Source organism: Anaerococcus obesiensis (genome assembly GCF_016599815.1).
Lineage (GTDB): Bacteria > Bacillota > Clostridia > Tissierellales > Peptoniphilaceae > Anaerococcus > Anaerococcus vaginalis.
The window spans coordinates 448,392-466,322 of record NZ_CP067016.1 but is presented as its reverse complement, the minus strand read 5'-3'; the positions used below and the strand labels follow the sequence as shown (position 1 = coordinate 466,322).

The window sequence follows — 17,931 nt, the reverse complement described above, 5'->3', positions numbered from 1 at the left end:
CAGATTATAAATCTCCTGTGAAAGATGCGGTTATAAATGTAAACCTAGCTGATTATATCAAAACAGATGGAAAAGTCACAGAGACCATAGATGGCAATAGCACAAATCCTAACCTAGAAAATGGACCTTATTCTAAGAAATTCTCTTTAGATAAGGCGGATTCTGAATACAAATTATCTTACAAGATATATGTGGATGAAAATTCTACTGACAATCTCAATAAGATTGTAAATATCCATAATTTGATAAACTTTAAGGCAAATTCTGGTGCAAATCAAATGGATTTAGACCCAGATTCAAAGCTTGTGACCTATAGAGACAAGGAAGATACACCACCATTACCAAACACTTATAAAGTAAACCTAAAACAGCCACAAACAGGTGGTACAGTTAGTGCAAATCCAACATCTGAAAAGGCAGGAGAAACTATCACATTATCAGCAACGCCTGCCCAAGGTTATAAATTTGTTAAATATATCGTAACAGCAAACGGTCAACCTGTAACTGTTAACGGAAATCAATTCACAATGCCAGCATCAGATGTAACAGTAACTGCGATCTTCGTAGAAGATTCTACAACACCTCAAGGTGACAAAAATCTAGAGGTCAACTTCACATACTCTGGATCAGTTAATGGAAATGCAGCAGGTCCAGGTACTACTGATTCTCCAGGTAGACTAAAACTCTTCGAAGAAGGTAAACTAGAAGCAATAGAGACTATAGATGCTGTAAACTCAGGTAAGGTACAATTTAATACCAAGCTTGATCCTAGCAAAAACTATAGACTTGTCTATACTAGAGAAGATAAATTTGCCAAAGATTGGGCGCTACCAAATGTATCTAATTACACAATTGATAGCAAATCAATAGCAGATGCTAAAGATACCGTAAGTTTAAATATAGCTAATGGTAACACCATGGACATCTTCAATAAAGACGAAACTGGATTTAGGATTCCTCTAAGAATTACCAAGGTCAATGAAAACAATGGTGTCCTAACAGGTGCTCAATTTAGAGCTAGAAAGCTTCTAAAGAGTGATCAAATTATTGATGAAAAACCTCCTGTATATGGTAATGAGGAATTTGATGGTGTATCAGAAGCGACTGGTCTTCCAGGAGATAACTACTTCAGAGAATTGTCGCCAGGTCTCTATGAGCTAACAGAAATCAAAGCACCAAGTGGAGCTTATAGACTTCCTAAAGATGAAAATGGCAATGACAAGAAATGGTATTTCAAGGTAGAAGTCGCAAAAGATGCTAATGGAAACTACAAAAAACCATCTGACGATGACTACATGAAAATAGAATTCCAATTTACTGAAACCTTGCCAGAAAATGTAGAAGATGCAAGATGGGCAATACCAAAAAAAGATAGAAAAGAGCTTCTAGGTAAACCAATCAAAGGTATTAAGCTTGGCGATAATGAGTATGATAAATTCACTCAAATCATCAAGGACGACCACAGGTCAGACCCAGCAAGACCAGATGCTCCATACAAGGGTATCGACGATGTTAGAGTTACAAACTTCCTCAAAACAACAGAGCTAGGCTTCTACAAAAAAGACCTTGCGACCTATCAAAATATAGATGGAGCAGATTTTATTTTAAGAAGAGCAAAACTCGATGGAGATGGCAATCTAACATTTGATAATGAAGGAAATCCAAAATACGAAAATCTTAACGAAAAAGAAAAGGCTGATGATGGCAAAGAATATGATAAGTTTATCAAACCAGAAGGCTATGATGAAACTATCAACGGTGTCAAAAAGACGTCAAAGAAGGATACACAAGTTCTTTTCTCTAATCTAGAACAAGGTACTTATATCCTCAAAGAAACAAAGCCATCAGCTGGTTATAAGCTAGAAGATAAATTCCTAGCTATCACTTTCAAAGCCGATGAAAAAGGTTATTGGAAGCAAGTTATCAAGGCTTATGAAAAACAAAATGGAAAATATGTAGAAGTAGAAAAGCCTGGATTACATTTCCAAAAAGACCAAGAGGGAGATTTGGATATTGTATTTAACAACAAAGACTACATCGACTTCAAATTCCAAAAAATCGAAGGTGTAAAAGATGAAAAGGGAAATGATATTTTAGTAGAGTCATCAGACTTTAGGGTAACCCAAGTTGATGAAGATGGAAAGCCAATCCCTGGTGGATATGATCAACCTCTATATTCTTACGTAAGTTCAAAATTTACCTTCACAAGTCTTGGTGTTGGTAGGTACAAACTACAAGAAACAAAAGCTTTGGAGAAATTTATAAAACCTGATCCATGGTATTTCAGAGTAGTTCAAGATCCAAAAACCTACAAACTAAAAATAGTCTTTGAAAAACACGATGCGTCAATTAGATTTACGCCAGAAAATGAAACAGATGGCAAAAATACTCCACAACTTGACGATAAAGGCAATCCAAAAGACATCAAGGTTGCAAACTACAAAAAAACTAAATTTGTATTCAAAAAACAAGACCAAGATGGAAATATACTTCCAGATGTATATTTCAACCTCAAAAAATTAAGACAAACATTTGATAGCAAAGCTTATAACTATGATGCTGTCTCAGGTGCAACCTATATGTACAACAAAAGCGCACGTTCTCAAAAATCTGGTTCAGTCACATTCGACACACTTGGCGAAGGTATCTACGAACTAAGAGAGACCGACAAGCCAGAAGGCTACGACAGCAAGGCTGTTCAAGATAGGTGGATAATAACAGTTGAAAAAACTGAAAATGGTCTACAAGCAAAATACAATAAAGCTTTTGAGAAAAAATATTACGAAAAATATGCAAATCATGATAAAAATCCAAATAAAGAAGAAGATAATTATTACACAACCTATATCAAAAATGGCTTTGATAAGAAGAGTAATTTGGAACAAAAACAAGTTGGCGAATTTAATTACATCTTAACAAACACCAAAACCACTGTAGATTTGAAGTGGAAGAAGGTAAATGTAAACAAAGATACAATTGCCAAAGAAACTAAATTCGTAATGCTTAAAAACTCTGATGATCCAACAAAATTAGAAGATGCTAAAAAAGGAAATTCATCAGCAGCACCTTACGAACTCATAGAAACCGATGGTACATTTGAAGTTAAAAACCTATCCAAAGGTATCTACACATTAATAGAAACCCAAGCGCCAGATGGCTTCAAAGAAATGGATAGGCAAATAGTTATCCAAATCTACGAAGACGAAAAAGATAACTACAAGCTAAAGAAGAAATTCTATGAAATGAAAAAGGATGCCGATAGCGGCGAAAATGTATTGGTAGATAAAACTCAAGAGTTTTCATACATCTTTACTAGAAATAGAAATACAGAAGTAGATACAGATGGACCTGGATATTTCTACGTTAAAAACGATGAAAAACAACAATACTTCTACTTAACCAAAGGATTCCTAACAGATTCAAATGGTAGAAAAGTATTCAACAACATCACAAAAGGTAAGTTACACTTAAAACTAACCAACACAGATGACGATAAGGATGTATTTAGAACAACTATCGACCTTGCAAAAGATTCAAATGCTGGAATCTATAAGTTTGATGTAAACGGAATCAAAACTGGTAAGACCTATCTTCTAGAAGAAGAAAAAGCACCAGAAGGATATAAGCTATCATCAAATAAATACAAACTTTTATTTGTAAATGATACACAAAATCCTGGAAAAGTTATAGCTATATTAAAAGCTGTATTAGATAAAAATAACAAAGAGCTTAAAAATGCAAGAGGACAACTTGTTACAGAAGATGGAAAAGTAATCGGAGATGGAATAACAATCAATATTGCCGATCCAAATTCTATACTCAAAGTAATCAATGAAAAAAATAAAGTTGAATTTACAAAAGTTGGTAAAGACGAAGAAAAAGGAGAAGGTGGCAAACTTATAACCAAGGAAGTTCCACTACAAAATGTAGAATTTATCCTACAAAAACAAGATCCAAAGGATTGGGATAAAGAAAACAAAGGCTACTATCCAGTAACAAAAGATATAGAATTTATCAAAAAAGATAAAGAAGGTCTCTACATCGAAAAATCCGATGGAACAAAACAACGTAAAGTTGGAGTAAGCAATGTAACAATCGACAACAGCGCTTACAAAGGAAAATCTGACGACAAAGGTAAATTTACATTCGAAGGCCTAACAGATGGTTTCTATCAAATTATGGAACCAAATGCCCCAGATGGCTACATGCAAGTAAATGGTCCAGTCAAGAAATTCAGAGTTCTAGAAGGTAAAATTTACATCTACGACAAAGTCGACGACGAATTCGTAGAAAAAGAAGTAACCGATGCTAACATTGGAACACTTGGTAAAATCATCAACGAAAAACCAGGCAAGGGCGAATTTAAAATCAAAAAAGTTGACGAAAATAACAGGCCACTTGCAAATGTAAAATACACCCTTCACAAAACCGACGAAAACGAAACACAAGTTGGAGAAGAAAGAATAACAGATGAAAATGGAGAAATTTCTTTCAAAGACTTGCCTTATGGCTACTATTGGTTAAAAGAAAGAAAAACAATAAACGGCTACATCCTAGATACCAAGAAAAAATTAATCACTCTTGGAGGAGGAGATTGGGGCGAAACTCCAGCAAGAAAAGATGATGTTTCAAAATATATAAGCTTCGATGGAGATCAAAAAGAATTAATTTCTACAGCTGATATACCAAGTAAGACAACTGTATATCCAAACAAGGCTGAAGGAATGATTGCAAATTTCAAATTTAAAATCGATCCTAACAAAGAAATTAAACCTGGAGATTACTTCACAATCCATTTCTCAGAAAATGTAGATTTAGATGGAATATTTAAAGATAATGATAACAAAGGAAAAAATCCAGATTCACAATTTGATATAATCGGACCTGCTGGAAAACTTGCTGAGGCAAAAATAAATTCTGATAGAAAATCAATCACCTATACCTTTACAAAATACGTAGGCGACTACAGACCAGACTTTATGTCAATGTTTATGCAAATCTTCCCAAACAGAAGAGTTGTAGACCATACACAAGACATAACAGTCGATGTAAACATAGGAAATAACACCGATAAAACAAATACAAATTATCATTATTCAGATTCTATAAATATAAACTATAGAGGATACAATGCTGAAGAGGAATACGACGGATACCAAAATCCAGATACAGCTATATCATCATATATGCTAAGACTTGATCCAGATCAAAAGACCTTTACAGCAATTCTTTATCTAAATCCTTGGAACAGTAATATTTGGAATAAGAGTCTATCATTTACAACAGATAAATATATCAAGATAAATGAGAACCTATCAGTAAAAACCTATGTTAAAACTGGTTCAGGAAGCCACAAAACTGTGAATAATGCTACACAGGGATGGCAAAATGGAGACTTGCCAGATTCTTACGATATAAACGAAGATGACTTAGAATTAGTAAGCGATTCGAAATATGACTATGATGTATACGCTAGGAGAGTTCACACTGAAGTTAATTACTATGACGGTTATGACTATAGAAAATATGATTATTCTGCTAGAAGATGGAGATATTATCAAATTACAAAAGACAATACATTAACCGATAGAATTGAATTTAATAGTGTAATTAATAAAAATGGATATCCAAACGATGCAACCTACGTTATAGAAATCAAAGGAGAATTGGAAGGAAAAGCTCAATCACTAAAGACAACATCAGAGGCGGTATATAATAAGAAAGACTATTATGGTTACACACGAACACACACAGATCATTTCGAAACCTTCTCAGAATTCTTTAATCCTGAAGCGATTGGAGATGCTAACAAAGAATTAAAACTTCTAAACTTCAAAAACAAAATAGAATTTGTAAAAATTGACGGTGGAGTTTTATCAAATGTAGTAGACCAATCAAGCGAAAATCCAGAATCTCTCAAAGATTTAGGCATAGGAAGAGTTTTAGGAGGAGCAACATTCAAACTCCAAAAACAAAATGGCTTATCATGGGACGAAGTAAATAATTCAACAAGAATATCAGACGATAACGGAGTATTTTCTTGGGAAGGATTATCCGAAGGTACGTACAGAGTTATAGAAACCGTCACACCTGATAATGAACATTACGACTTGCCAGCAAAAGAAGTTTCTTCTTTCAAAGTAGATGAAAAAGGAAATATTGTAGAAATAAAAAACAATAAACAAATCATAGAAAACTACAAGAAAGCAGAAATAAGAGTAAGAAAAACTGACGAAAATGGACAAAGTATCAAAGGAGCAGAGTTCCTACTAGAAAAAGATAATGATGATAAATACACACCTAATATAGGAACATTAGAAAAAGATGGAACAATCTTATTTAATAATCTTCCAGCAGGAAAATATACTCTAACAGAGAGAAAAGCTCCAAAAGGCTACACCAAATCTGACGCAGTTTGGAAACTTGAAGTAACAAGAGATGGTAAAGTCAAATGGCTAAACTCATTCGATGATAAAAATGACAAGATGAAAACTGTAGAAAATATAACCTACAAACAAAATGGCAACAAGCCAGAAAATCTTGACACAGAAATTATCGGAATAGACAAAGAAAACAAAACATTTAGACAAAAAATAACCATCAAAGCAAAACCAAGCGACATAAAGAAAACAAAACTAATCCTAGAATCCACAGACCCATCACTAAAACTAAGTCAAGCAAATACAAAAGTAAGATTAGTAGCAGGCGATGGAGCAAATCAGATAGGAAATAAAGATAACACTTCTTATAAAGTTGCAATCAACGGTGGAGCTAGTCCAAACTTGACCTTAACAATCACACCTCCATACAAGGAAGAAGATAAAAATAAACCAGTAGGATCAGAACAAGGACAAACCCCACAAGAAGAAAAAGAAAAATACTATCAATTTATTGTGGATATGCCATACAAAGACGAAGGTAGAGTAGGAGCAAAAGCAACCTACCAAATCGGCACAATCAATAAAACAAGTGGTAAAGTAGAATTTGGCGAAAATGATACAAAACAAATCCTAGATAAATATCTGGAAAAAGCAACGCAAATAACAGTGGGCAAAAACAATGTCGCTATGACACAGTACGATGGTAAATATCTAGACCGTGACGTCAATCTAATAACATTAGACATCGCCAATATCAAAAACCCAGACATCTACTTCAAAAAAGTAGACGCCGATAAACCAGACAAGGCACTTGCTGGAGCAGAATTTGAAATTCGTAGAAAAAATGACAATGGAAATTTCGTTCCACTAACAAAAGACGGAACAGAATTTTTGCCAAAAATCAACAAAGAAGAAGATAAATGGAAAGTTACATCCAATGCCCAAGGTCAATTTGAATTTGAAAAAATTCCAAATGGCGAATACCAAATTGTCGAAACAAAAGCACCAGAAGGTTACGCACTTGTTGAAAAAATAGTCTTCAAATTTGATGTAGAAAATGGTAAAATAATATATAAGGATAAGAAGGACAATAAGATTTCTAAAATTGATTTGAATATTCAAGATAAAAATAAAGAAAATTCGGATACAAATAGAGTTTTAGTAACAAACAAAAAGGCAGAATATCCTCACACAGGAGGCCCTGGAGTTTGGATAGGATACACAATCCTAGGACTAATAATAATGTTTGTCGCAGTATTGACCTATTCAAAAAGAAAAGATAAACTTATAGTATAAGATGTCTAAAAATTTTCGGTAATAAACCTAATAATAACTTGCAAGAAAAATAAAATTTTCTTGCAAGCTTGGGTTATTATAAATGTAGGAATGTTTCTAGTATAAATCTTGAAATACAGATTATACATAATTGATAAGGCGAAAGCCAAAACATATCAAGGCAAATTGACAAAAAAATAAAAAGGAGAAAATTATGAAACACAAAATTTTGTCATTTTTAACAGCATTCGCAATGGTGTTCGGAATAGTTGCAGCACCTTTTGTAAATGCTAGTGCGGCTGATGATGAAAAAACAGAAACCGTAACAGTTCATAAAATCTTAATGGACAAAACATCATTTAACGCATTTGATGTAGGAACAACAGGTAAAGATGGTACCAAATATGATGGTAACAAAATAGCAAATGTAAAAGATTTCTTTGTTGCCAAAGAAAATACAAAAGGTACAGCTACTGAAATAGAAGGAGCATATTTCGTAGTTAAAAATGCAGATGGTACTAAATTCATCAAAGAAGACGGTACAGAAACTGACAAAGAAGAAGAAGCTCTAAAAGGTAAAACAACAAAAGATGGTTTAGTATTAAATACATCAAATCTAAAAAAAGGAACTTATAAAATTTATGAAGATCAATCTAAATCTTCTTATAAGAATGCTGATGGGCAATCAATTTTAGCAGATGCTAAAGCAGTTCCTATAGAAATTGCACTTCCATTAGTTAATGATAATGGAGTTGTAAAAAATGCTCACGTTTATCCAAAGAATACTGAAGATAAACCATTAATTGACAAGAACTTCAAATATGAACAAGGAAAATCAAAAGTAGCAGAAGGATATAAAGCTGCAGATGAAGGTGCAGGTGCAGAAGTTGGAGCAAAATATGAAAACTCTGATAAAACTAAAGCTACAGTAACTTCAGAACTTGGAAAGAAGATTCCATTCGAAGTTAAAACAAAAATCCCAGCAAAAGCTAAATATAAAAATTAGTTTGGGATGACCAAATGGAAAAAGGTCTTGTTTATAATAAAGACTTAACAATTTCTGGTCTTAATTTAGAAAAAGGAACAGATTATAAAGTATACGAAACAAACAGAGGATTTAGACTTGTAATGCAAGATTCAGGTCTTAAAAAAGTTGAAGAAGCTGCAGAAAAAGGTGAAGTTGAATTAACATTAACATATTCTGCACATCTTGATGGAACAGTTAAACCAGATCAAGTAAAAGAAAACAATGTAACATTTGATTACAGCAACAAACCAGGTGATGAAAATGAACCACCAGAAACAAAACCTGCTGATCAAAAAATAAAAGTTTCTAAAACATGGGCAGCAGATGGTCCGGAAATAACAGAAGCTGATAGACACGTTAAAGCAGTATTTACACTTCAAGAAAAACAAATGACGGAAGCTGGAAAGACGTAGCAGAATACGAATCAAATTATAAAGAAAACTTTGAACATGAATTTACTGGTCTAGATAATGCTAAAACATATAGAGTAGTAGAATCTGTGTCAGGTTATGAACCACAATATCAAAAAACTACTGAAGATGGCAAAGTTGTAATAGTAGATAAAATTGACAACGATAATCCAAAAACATTAAAACCAACTACTCCAAAGGTTGTTAATGGTGGTAGAAGATTTGTAAAAACTGATAGCGAAGACACACCAAACAGACTTGCAGGTGCTGAATTCTACGTTAAAGATTCTACTGGTAAAAATATCTAGTAGCTAAATCATCAACAAAAGCTGATGCTGAATCTATTGATGTATCTGAAAAGAAAACAGCACTAGATAATGCGGTAAAAGCTTATAATGAGCTTTCAGCTGAACAACAAAAAGGCGAAGCTGGAAAAGAGAAAAAAGCAGCTATAGATAAAGCTCAAAAAGAATACAATGAAGCATTTGTAAAAGCAGCACAAGCTTATGAATGGAAAGAAGCTACTACAGCTCCAACTGATGCAGTTGTATTAGTATCTGATTCTGAAGGTAGACTAGAAATTACTGGTCTTGAATATGGCGATTATAAACTTGAAGAAAAACAAGCTCCAAAAGGATTCGCTAAACTTAACGGAACAGTTGACTTTAAAGTAGAAAAAGGTTCATACGATAGCAAACAAGCAAAAGGAGAACTAGACTACAAACAAGAAGGTACTCAAGTATTTGGTAAACAAATCAAAAATAAATTAGTATCAATCCCACAAACAGGTGGAATCGGTTCAATCATCTTTGTAGTAGCTGGTCTTATGATTATGGGACTTGCAGCTTACAAAATGAAAGCTAACAAAGAACAAGCATAATATTAACTAAATAGAGGAGTTACTATGAAAAAGTTCAATAAAAATTTAATATCTTCCATATTTCTTATGGTAATATTACAGCTAGTTGCTCCTCTTTTGGCTTATGCTGAAAGCGGAAATAGCCTAAGAATTAATACAAATTATACTGATGAAAATTCCAAACAAATCGTAGTTGATTATGTTGATTATTGGAAAGTACCTGATGGTAAAATCGAAAATATCGAAAAACCAGAAAAACAACTTGACCTTATAAATTCTTATAAGGACAAGTATGATGAGGAAATTTCAAAAGATTTGGGAGAAATGAAAACTTCTAACAAATCTAAAGAAAAAAATGGGATGTATTTTGCTTTAATTGAAGGCTTGGAAAAGGGAGTATATCTTTTAAGATACAGGTCAGATGATCCATCAAGACCATATATTCCTTTCCTAGCAATCATTGACGAAAATACTGAAAATCCTCTAACAATTTATCCAAAAAAAGCTCCTGATACCCTAACACTTACAAAAAGGGATGGGGATGACCCAGAGAAAAAAGTTCTTGCAGGAGTTGGATTTGTTGTGGTAAATAAAAAGGGAGAGATTCTTAAATTTAACAAAATTAAGGATGACAAGGGCAACGAACAATTGACCTACTCCCCAAATGGGAAGATAACAGAAATTTTCACAGACCAAAAAGGTCAAATTAAATTATTTGGCTTAGAAGAAGAGGTAAAGTTCAAAGAAACAAAACCTCTAAAAGGTTATGAAAAAAACGTCGGAGAAAGTGAATTTAAAAGATCAGGAAGTATTGAGCTTTTAAATGAAAAAGACAAACCAGAAAATTATTTCTCATTCCAAAAAATCGACGGAACTAACAACGATCCACTTAAAGGGGCAATCTTTAAAGTTCAAGAAAAAACCAAAGATGGCTACAAAGACTTGGAAGAAAACGGAAAAGTCTACACCCTAACAAGTGGCGAAAACGGAGAATTTAAAACAAAAAATCTCCCTTACGGCGACTACAGACTAATTGAAACAAAAGCCCCACAAGGCTACGTTCCAGAATTAGACGCAGTAGATTTTACAATTGGAGAAACTTCATCAAACAAAACAATCAAAGTTAAAAACTACAAACCAACAACCCCAGGCCCAAAAGGAGGAAACAACAGACTAAGCAAAAGAGTAGACGCCATGGCAAAAACCGGCGACGCAACAATCTACTTAATCCTACTACTAGGCCTACTAATGATAGGAGTTGGTGTAAAATTTGTAAGGGCTAAAGAATAAAATATAATAAGAAAAAACAAACTACCTTGCTTGGCGGGGTAGTTTTTTGTTGGGAATAATTAAAAATAGTTAAAAATTATTTTTCTTCTACATATTTTATTAATAATTTGTATTTATTATATAGGAAATGAGGCAAAGGAGGATATCATGAATTCAAATAAAAAAAATTACTGTAAAAATTATATTATAGCTAATACGATTTTATGGATTTTCTTGTTGTGTATTAATTTCATTTTGTATATATTTTTTAATAATTTACAAAATACTGACAAGATATATGCTATATTATTAATTATTATATTAATAATTGTATTAGCTTTTAAAAAATATATGGATAAAAAAATTAAAAGTTCTAAAATTTTTAAGAAAAATAAATTAATTTATGAAGAAATTATGGATTATTCTAATACTGTTCTTTTACTTTTTATATTTTTATATATAAAAATTTTGATCAATATAATTTATAAATATGAAAGTTATGGGCTTATATATAAGATTTGTGTAATTTTATCATACATTAATTCAATGATTTTTATATTATTTTTCTTTAAGTTATTTGATTTTATAAGAAAGTATATTTTATGCATATCTTACAAAGAATTAATAATATATGGTTCATGGATTTATTTAGCTGGAATAATAAGTATTAATAATTGGCAAATAATATCCTTGTTATTCGCCTTTATTTCATTATGTATTAATTATGATAACTGTAGTTCAATTTATAAATACATATTTAAAGAAACATTAATTATAAATTCAATAAGAAAGCAAGAACTAAAGGATAAATTTGCATTTATGAGAATAATACTAGCTTTTCTTAATTTATTTATTTATATATTAATCATACTAACACAAAACTCTAAAATTACTCTTGATTTATATAGGTTTTTAGCTATAGATGATATAAATAAGTTTCCAAATTTTGTAAAAATATTTTTCCTCGGTGTTGATAGAATTTTTATAATCTTAATTATTTATTGTCTTTTTGTATTCCGTTATAAAGATAAATTTAAAAATATATTAAAAAAACTAATGAATTCTGATAGTTTTTTAGATTTTCCTTTTAAGTTACTGTTTCTTAATTAATATAGAATAAAATTTTAATCTATAGTATATTTAATATAAGCTAGATAATGGTCAAAGATAAATAAAAAATTAATATAATAATTAATTCGATACTTTATAATATCATATCCAAAACCAGTATTGGATTGTATTTGAAATAAATTTAATTAGGTCTTTTATTTAGTAAAACATAGTTTTTGAGTCAGGAGAATTTAATAATGAATTTTGATAAATTTTTAGATAAGGCAATTAAAAATGGCGAAGATGAACATATAGAATTTAAAGAAGCAAAAAATGATTTTCCTAAAGATGCATTGGAAACTATAAGTGCCTTTGCTAATACTGATGGTGGATATTTAATTTTAGGCGTTAAAGAAATTGCAGACGGCAAATTCGAAGCAGTTGGTGTTAAAAATATAGATAAAGTAAAAAGTAGAATGTATGACTTATTACTGCAACCAAAAGCTATAAATTATAATCCCATTGATTTTAATGATGTAAAAGAAATAAAATATAAAAATAAGGATATAGATTTATTGATAGTTCCTATACCTAAGATGAGTTATTCTGAAATGCCAATCTTTTTAAAAGATAATGATAGATATACTTATAGAAGAATTGGAAGAGATGATTATTTATGTGATAGAAAGACTATAGAGATGATGATAAGAGATTCTCTCGAAATATCTTTTGATAGCAAAATTATAAAAGGTTATTCTATAAATGATTTTGATATTGATACTATTAATGAATATAGGTATAAGTTTGAGAAAGGAAAACCTGAACATCCTTTTAATAAACTAAGTAATATCGAATTTCTCATTAAAATTAATGCTTTAAGACAATCAAGACAGAATAGTGATATTGAACCTACAGTAGCAGGTCTATTAGTTTTTGGAAAACATACTTCTATTAAAGAATATTTACCTCACTATAATGTTGAATATATTAGTAAAAAAGGCAATAACAAGAATTACGGTTTTATTGACAGATTGATATATGATGGAACATGGGGAGAGGATAATTTATATAATTTTTTTAATAAAACTGCAGACAAATTGTATCTTACTGTAAACGAATCTTCAGAGATATTGTCTGATTCTATAACTAGAAAATCATCTTCTAAATTTAAAATTGCAATTAGAGAGGCTTTAGTAAACTCTATAATACATTGTGATTATCAAGTTGATTTAGGGATAGTTATAACTAGATATTCTGATAATATAACATTTAAGAATGGTGGCTCTCTTAGAATAAGTAAACTTGATTTTTTCAAAGGGGAGCATTCTAAACCTAGAAATTATTATATACAGGAAATATTTAGATTGGTAAATTTATGTGAAAAGGCTGGATCTGGGGTGCCTAAAATAATGGAAGCTGTAGAATATAATAAATATAGATATCCATCTTTAATTACTGAAATTGATAAGTTTGAATTTACTCTTTGGGATACTTCCATTATTGATAGCTTTGATATAAAAAATGAAATAGAAAGGAATATACTTGAATTCATTTTAGCACACAAAACAGCTACAGTTAATGAAATTGTAAATAATTTAAATATTCATAGAAATACATCTTATAAATATTTAAATGGACTCAAAGATAAAGGGATATTATATCAATCCAAAATAGGAAATAAATATGTGTACATGATAAATATTAATAAGGATTTTGCTAAATATAGTGTTATTGATGTCATGTATTCTATGATCGATGTATTAAAAAATCATATGTAATGATATAACTTTTATTGGATTAATAAATTTATAGTAAAATTATATAATTAAATTAGCTTTATGTTTTTAAAAATGATTAATGTTAATACAAATGTGAAGACAGATGTGAAGACATATAATTATGATTGTTTGCTCAATAAATTAATAGAACATTAATATTTCAATGTTTTATCAAAAATAACTGTATCTAGATGTGAATTAAAATGAAATCTGTGTGAAGATAGATGTGAAGTAATAATGGAGTATATATTTACTTAAAAGTGCCAATAAATTTGTAAAATTCAACAATATCATAAATTGTATTTGATTCTAATTATTTTAAAAGAAGATTATTGTGAATATAGATGTGATGGTATTTATAAGTCAAGTTAGAAAAAACTTATGTATTTATTTATGAACTAAGATAGATAATTAGAGAAAATAATTGTTATTTTATTTTTTAGCGAAAATAAAATATTTAAATATAAATTTACCCTAGATTTATTAAGGATAAATTTATATTTATAAAATATCTACAAGCCAAACAAAAACCTACAAATTCCAAGTATCAATAAATGCACCGGATAGAACAAATAATTGAACCATTTATTTTGCTTTCCTTTTTCTCCGTTGTAAAAGTTAATGGTTGCAAAGCCCAAAATTGCATAAACTTCTTTTATTATTACAAGGTATGCCAATAAAGTTCCAACAAGTCTTTTGTCGAAAAAAAGATATAGGATAAAAATTATTATTATGGAATAATAATCGTAGTCAAATGATAGGAGAGTTGCGGAGATTGCGCTTATTGCAACTATTAGTATTGAAAGAAAAAGCCAAAGGTATTTGTTTTTGATTTTTTCTTTTAATTTATCAACCACCATCAAGGTCAATAGTCCAAGGGCGAGTGCCCACATTATATTTTGTGATCTGTTGTTTATAAAAACTTTTGATTGGAACATATCGTAAGGTATCTCTGAAATTACGGCGAAAATCAATAGATTTCTTAGATATTTGAATCTTGATTTTGTTTTGTAAAAGCCTTCTACAATCATAAAGGCAAAAATCGGAAAGGCAATCCTGCCCAGTATATCAAAAATCATTGATATTGTAACTAGTGGTTGTTGGTAATTTAGTTTTGGTGTAATGATTGCTTTGTTAAAATGGTCGATAAACATTGAAATAAAAGCAATATATTTCATCTGGGCACCATTTAATTGAAATTTTTTCTGTATTTGTTTAAATTTTTCCATTTTCTATTCCTTTCTATTTTTAAATTGTATATTTTTATAATTAAGTTTTTTATATTATACTATATTTTTTCTTGAAAATAAATATAATATTTTTTATTGCTTATGTTGAAGATTCAAATATATAAACTTGTGATTTGTAATGGAAAATATAAATATTAATTATCAAAGTCTTAAATTGAAATTTCAAAAAAGGGATTAATTTGCACTTAAAGCTAATAAAAAAGATTTTAAAAGAAAGAATAAATTGTAATATAAATTTAATTCAAGAGCTATCTTTATTCATTATATTCGATTGATATGGGTAATAGTTAGTTTTGTTTTTTAGAATATTAAGTAATTATAAAATCCCCATTAGATTTAATAAAAAAATGGAAAAAAATAAGCTGTTACAAAATACCTTATATTTTGTAACAGCTTTTATTTTTATATTAGATAAATAATCCTGCGCATACTACAGATACTACTGTAATAAGTTTTACTAGGATATTAAGTGATGGGCCGGATGTATCTTTGAATGGATCTCCTACTGTATCACCTACTACTGCAGCGTGGTGGGCTGGTGAGTTTTTGCCGCCTTCTGCTCCAGTTTCTATAAATTTCTTTGCATTATCCCAAGCTCCACCTGCGTTTGACATAAATATTGCCATTAATACGCCTGTTACTAGGGCTCCTGCTAATAGTCCTCCTAGGGTTTCTGGTCCAAATGCTTTTCCTATAAATAATGGTACTACGATTGCTAATGCTCCTGGTATTACCATTTCTTTTAGGGATGCTCTTGTTGAAATATCTACGCATGATGCGTAATCTGGATTTTCTGTTCCTTCTAGGATACCTGGTTTTTCTCTAAATTGTTTTCTTACTTCGTTAATCATTTCTGTTGCAGCTTTTCCAACTGAATTCATTGTCAAAGCTGAGAATAAAAATGGTAACATTCCTCCTACGAACATTCCTGCTACTACTTTTGAATCTAGTAGTGATAGGTTGTCAAGGTTTAATGTGTCGGTGTAGGTTACAAATAGTGAAAGTGCTGTTAAAGCTGCTGATCCTATTGCAAATCCTTTACCGATTGCTGCTGTTGTGTTTCCTACTGAATCAAGACTGTCTGTGATTTCACGAACTGATTCATCTAGTCCACTCATTTCTGCGATTCCACCGGCATTGTCTGAGATTGGACCGTAAGCGTCAACTGTTACTGTTGTTGCTGTGATTGATAACATTCCTACTGCTGCAAGGGCAATTCCGTACATTTGCATTGTGTGGAATGAAACTAAAATTCCTATAGCTATAAGAATGATTGGTCCTACTGTTGAAAGCATACCACTTGATAATCCTGCGATTATATTTGTAGCTGCTCCTGTTTGACTTTCTTCTGCTATTCTTTTTACTTGGCTATATTTTTCAGATGTAAATACTTCTGATAAAAATCCGATTGCAATTCCTACAAGTATTCCCACAATTATACAAATTGCTGCTTTCATATTTCCAAAAAATATTGGTGAAAGGATAAATGATGCTACAAGAACAATTGCTCCTGATAGATAAATTGTCATCATTAGGGCAGATTGTGGGGATTTTTGTTTCTTTCTTAGGAATAAGAATGCTGCAAGAACTGATGCAAGTATTCCTATTGATGAAAGTACAAGTGGAAATCTAATTCCAGCATCTCCAAAGATTGAAAAACCTAAAACCATTGATGAAAGGATTGCTCCTGCATAAGATTCAAAAAGGTCAGCTCCCATTCCTGCAACGTCTCCTACATTATCTCCTACGTTATCGGCGATAACTGCTGGGTTTCTTGGATCGTCTTCTGGAATTCCTTTTTCAACTTTTCCTACAAGGTCAGCTCCAACGTCTGCAGCTTTTGTGTAGATTCCTCCACCTACTCTTGCGAAAAGTGCAACTGAACTTGCTCCAAAAGAATATCCCATAAGGATTGTTGGGTCTCTAAAGATTAAATAAACAATTCCAACTCCCAAAAGTCCAAATCCTGTTACTGCAAATCCCATAACAGATCCACCAGCAAAGGCAACTTTGAGGGCAGATGGAAGTCCACTTTCCATAGCTTCGTTTGTACATCTAGCATTTGAGGCTGTAGAAATTCTCATACCTACATAACCTGCTGCCATTGATAATAAAGAGCCAAGGATATAACAAATCATGGTATTAATGTTAATAAAAATTGCTATAAGAATTGAAACAATAATTACAAAGATAACAACGTATTTATACTCACGAGATATAAATGCCATAGCTCCTTCTTTAATATTTCCTGATATAGTTCTCATTCTATCGTTTCCTTCGCTAACTGGAAGTATATTTGTTTTAATTTGAAGTCCCATAAAACAAATAGCGATAACTGCCACTATAACAGGTAGTAAATCAGATAACATAAATTCCTCCTATTATTAAATTTTACTCTTATTATTATATAACATAATATTGATATAAACAATCATTTTTGAAAGAATCTTGGAAAAAAGATGAAAAATTGTCTAAGAATTTTGTAAAAATTTTAAAAATCAAAAAATATCAAGGAAAGTGTAAAGTATTATATAAAAATAATCCAGAGATCTATCGACAAGATAAACATTCGCCTGCTTCGGTTGTTTATCTCTATTTATCGTTCAGAGGAAGCGGAGAGATCTCATTAATTA

At 31.0% G+C, this 17,931-nt stretch carries 10 protein-coding genes; 8 read left to right on the top strand and 2 right to left on the bottom strand.

Features of this window, described 5'->3' with window-relative positions:
- The first annotated feature begins 17 nt into the window (after positions 1-17).
- From I6H46_RS02340 to I6H46_RS02305, 8 genes are all read left to right on the top strand, one after another.
- Positions 18-7,676, top strand: a complete 7,659-nt coding sequence (locus I6H46_RS02340; RefSeq protein WP_234287398.1) for a SpaA isopeptide-forming pilin-related protein — start codon at positions 18-20, stop codon at positions 7,674-7,676.
- A 193-nt stretch (positions 7,677-7,869) separates the two neighbouring features.
- A complete protein-coding gene (locus I6H46_RS10410) occupies positions 7,870-8,661 on the top strand; it encodes a pilin N-terminal domain-containing protein (protein ID WP_200226091.1) in 792 nt (263 codons plus the stop codon).
- Between the two features lie 14 nt (positions 8,662-8,675).
- Positions 8,676-9,095, top strand: a complete 420-nt coding sequence (locus I6H46_RS02330; RefSeq protein WP_200226089.1) for a hypothetical protein — start codon at positions 8,676-8,678, stop codon at positions 9,093-9,095.
- Positions 9,050-9,400, top strand: a complete 351-nt coding sequence (locus tag I6H46_RS02325; protein ID WP_200226273.1) for a hypothetical protein — start codon at positions 9,050-9,052, stop codon at positions 9,398-9,400. Before I6H46_RS02330 ends, I6H46_RS02325 begins: the two co-directional genes overlap by 46 nt.
- Before the next feature lie 35 nt (positions 9,401-9,435).
- Positions 9,436-9,972 carry a SpaA isopeptide-forming pilin-related protein gene (locus I6H46_RS10405; protein ID WP_200226271.1) on the top strand — a complete coding sequence of 179 codons (537 nt, stop codon included), beginning with the start codon at positions 9,436-9,438 and terminating at the stop codon, positions 9,970-9,972.
- A gap of 24 nt (positions 9,973-9,996) precedes the next feature.
- Positions 9,997-11,241 carry an MSCRAMM family protein gene (locus tag I6H46_RS02315; RefSeq protein ID WP_200226087.1) on the top strand — a complete coding sequence of 415 codons (1,245 nt, stop codon included), beginning with the start codon at positions 9,997-9,999 and terminating at the stop codon, positions 11,239-11,241.
- A gap of 147 nt (positions 11,242-11,388) precedes the next feature.
- On the top strand, positions 11,389-12,330 hold the full coding sequence (locus I6H46_RS02310; protein ID WP_019118761.1) for a hypothetical protein: 942 nt from the start codon (positions 11,389-11,391) through the stop codon (positions 12,328-12,330).
- Positions 12,331-12,527: 197 nt separating this feature from the next.
- Complete coding sequence (locus tag I6H46_RS02305) at positions 12,528-14,048, top strand: RNA-binding domain-containing protein (RefSeq protein ID WP_019118760.1); 1,521 nt, start codon at positions 12,528-12,530, stop codon at positions 14,046-14,048.
- A gap of 512 nt (positions 14,049-14,560) precedes the next feature.
- Here I6H46_RS02305 and I6H46_RS02300 read toward each other — a convergent pair.
- Both I6H46_RS02300 and I6H46_RS02295 read right to left on the bottom strand, forming a co-directional pair.
- The gene (locus tag I6H46_RS02300) at positions 14,561-15,277 is read right to left on the bottom strand and encodes a TraX family protein (protein WP_019118759.1); all 717 of its coding nucleotides are present in this window, start codon (positions 15,275-15,277) and stop codon (positions 14,561-14,563) included.
- A 428-nt stretch (positions 15,278-15,705) separates the two neighbouring features.
- A complete protein-coding gene (locus I6H46_RS02295) occupies positions 15,706-17,667 on the bottom strand; it encodes a sodium-translocating pyrophosphatase (protein WP_019118758.1) in 1,962 nt (653 codons plus the stop codon).
- Positions 17,668-17,931: the final 264 nt, after the last annotated feature.

Coding starts and splice junctions, on each gene's coding strand:
- I6H46_RS02305 (WP_019118760.1), top strand. CDS start 12,528: ATGAATTTTGATAAATTTTTAGATAAGGCAATTAAAAATGGCGAAGAT.
- I6H46_RS02295 (WP_019118758.1), bottom strand. CDS start 17,667: ATGTTATCTGATTTACTACCTGTTATAGTGGCAGTTATCGCTATTTGT.
- I6H46_RS02310 (WP_019118761.1), top strand. CDS start 11,389: ATGAATTCAAATAAAAAAAATTACTGTAAAAATTATATTATAGCTAAT.
- I6H46_RS02300 (WP_019118759.1), bottom strand. CDS start 15,277: ATGGAAAAATTTAAACAAATACAGAAAAAATTTCAATTAAATGGTGCC.
- I6H46_RS10410 (WP_200226091.1), top strand. CDS start 7,870: ATGAAACACAAAATTTTGTCATTTTTAACAGCATTCGCAATGGTGTTC.
- I6H46_RS02315 (WP_200226087.1), top strand. CDS start 9,997: ATGAAAAAGTTCAATAAAAATTTAATATCTTCCATATTTCTTATGGTA.
- I6H46_RS02330 (WP_200226089.1), top strand. CDS start 8,676: ATGGAAAAAGGTCTTGTTTATAATAAAGACTTAACAATTTCTGGTCTT.